Origin of the sequence: Moraxella sp. E33BD, assembly GCF_041807865.1 — a bacterium.
GTDB classification, from domain to species: domain Bacteria; phylum Pseudomonadota; class Gammaproteobacteria; order Pseudomonadales; family Moraxellaceae; genus Moraxella; species Moraxella haemolytica.
Map to the genome: position 1 here is coordinate 1 of NZ_JBGTZD010000037.1, position 1,161 is coordinate 1,161.

Below are 1,161 nucleotides of genomic sequence, written 5' to 3' on the forward strand. Positions count from 1 at the left end.
CAGGCTCTCCATCGCCTTTTGTAGTCCCATCGTGCGTACAATGACGGCTGAGATGACGCCAGCAATCACCATCAAAGGATGTCTTAGGAGGATGCGACCTAGTGAGGTTAAGGCGGTGCCAATACCCATCACACCACGCCCCAGCAAGGTCGCTGATGCAATGCCTGCTTTTTTTGTGGCAGTCATCACACTAAAATTGCGAGCGGTGGCAAGTGCTTGTGTGCCTGATGCTTTCAGTGCTGCTATGTGAGCAGGGGCTTGGCGAATGTATGAGATTGTCGCTGCTGTTTTTGCTTTGATGGCGACGGTCAGATGGTGTATGCGAATTTGGGTGGATGTTGTACCTGATAATACAGACATCAAAGCATCACCAAGTCGCTGGGTGCTGGTAGCAGCAGCTACATTGCTTGCGATGATGCCAGCGTTACTTGATGCCCATGAGACGCCAAGACGCACAACGCTGGCAATCGCTCCACGAGAAAACGCCAGCACCGCCACAAGTGCTGATGCCATGACCACTTGGATATGTTTGCTGACCCAGTCTAAGGCGGTGGATAAGCCAAACGCAGCTTTTTTAAGTAAATCCATAAAACTGGCATCACCGATGATTTTGGCATCGCCGATGGCAAGCAGCAGGTTTTTATAGCTGCCTTCTAGGTTGGCAATTGCCCCATCTAGGGTATTCATTCGCTCTGCCATCGCCCCAGCAAAATTGACATTGCCGATGTCAAGCAGGTATTTTTGAATGTCTTTGGCGTTTTTACCCACGGTTGTGGTGATGCCTTGAAAGGTAAAGGCAACCTTGTCTTTTTGTTGGCTGGCTTTAATGCCAAACTCTTTTAAGCGTTCAAATTCAAAAGTTGTGGCATCAGCGACCGCCTCAATCATCTGATTCAAATCTTTGCCCATCGCAGACGCTGTATTACCAAAGCTGGTCATACTGTTAATTGATGGGTTTAACCCTAAATTTTTTAACTTAACAAAACCATCAACCGCTTGTGCCAAGTCATATGGTGTGGTCTGGGCAAAGTCTTTAAGCTTGTCCATTTGCTCGAACGCTGATTGTGCCGAACCTGTGGCGGTGATAAGGCTGGCGTTTAATACATCAAACTCACGGCGTACAGACACCATGCTACTGACAGAAGCAAATACACCTGTAGC

Annotated in this window: 1 protein-coding gene; it reads right to left on the minus strand. The window is 48.2% G+C overall.

Annotated elements, in window-relative coordinates; all coding sequences use genetic code 11:
- Positions 1-1,161, minus strand: a 1,161-nt coding sequence (locus tag ACERC6_RS10240; protein WP_373628952.1) for a tape measure protein, incomplete at both ends; no start/stop codon positions are given.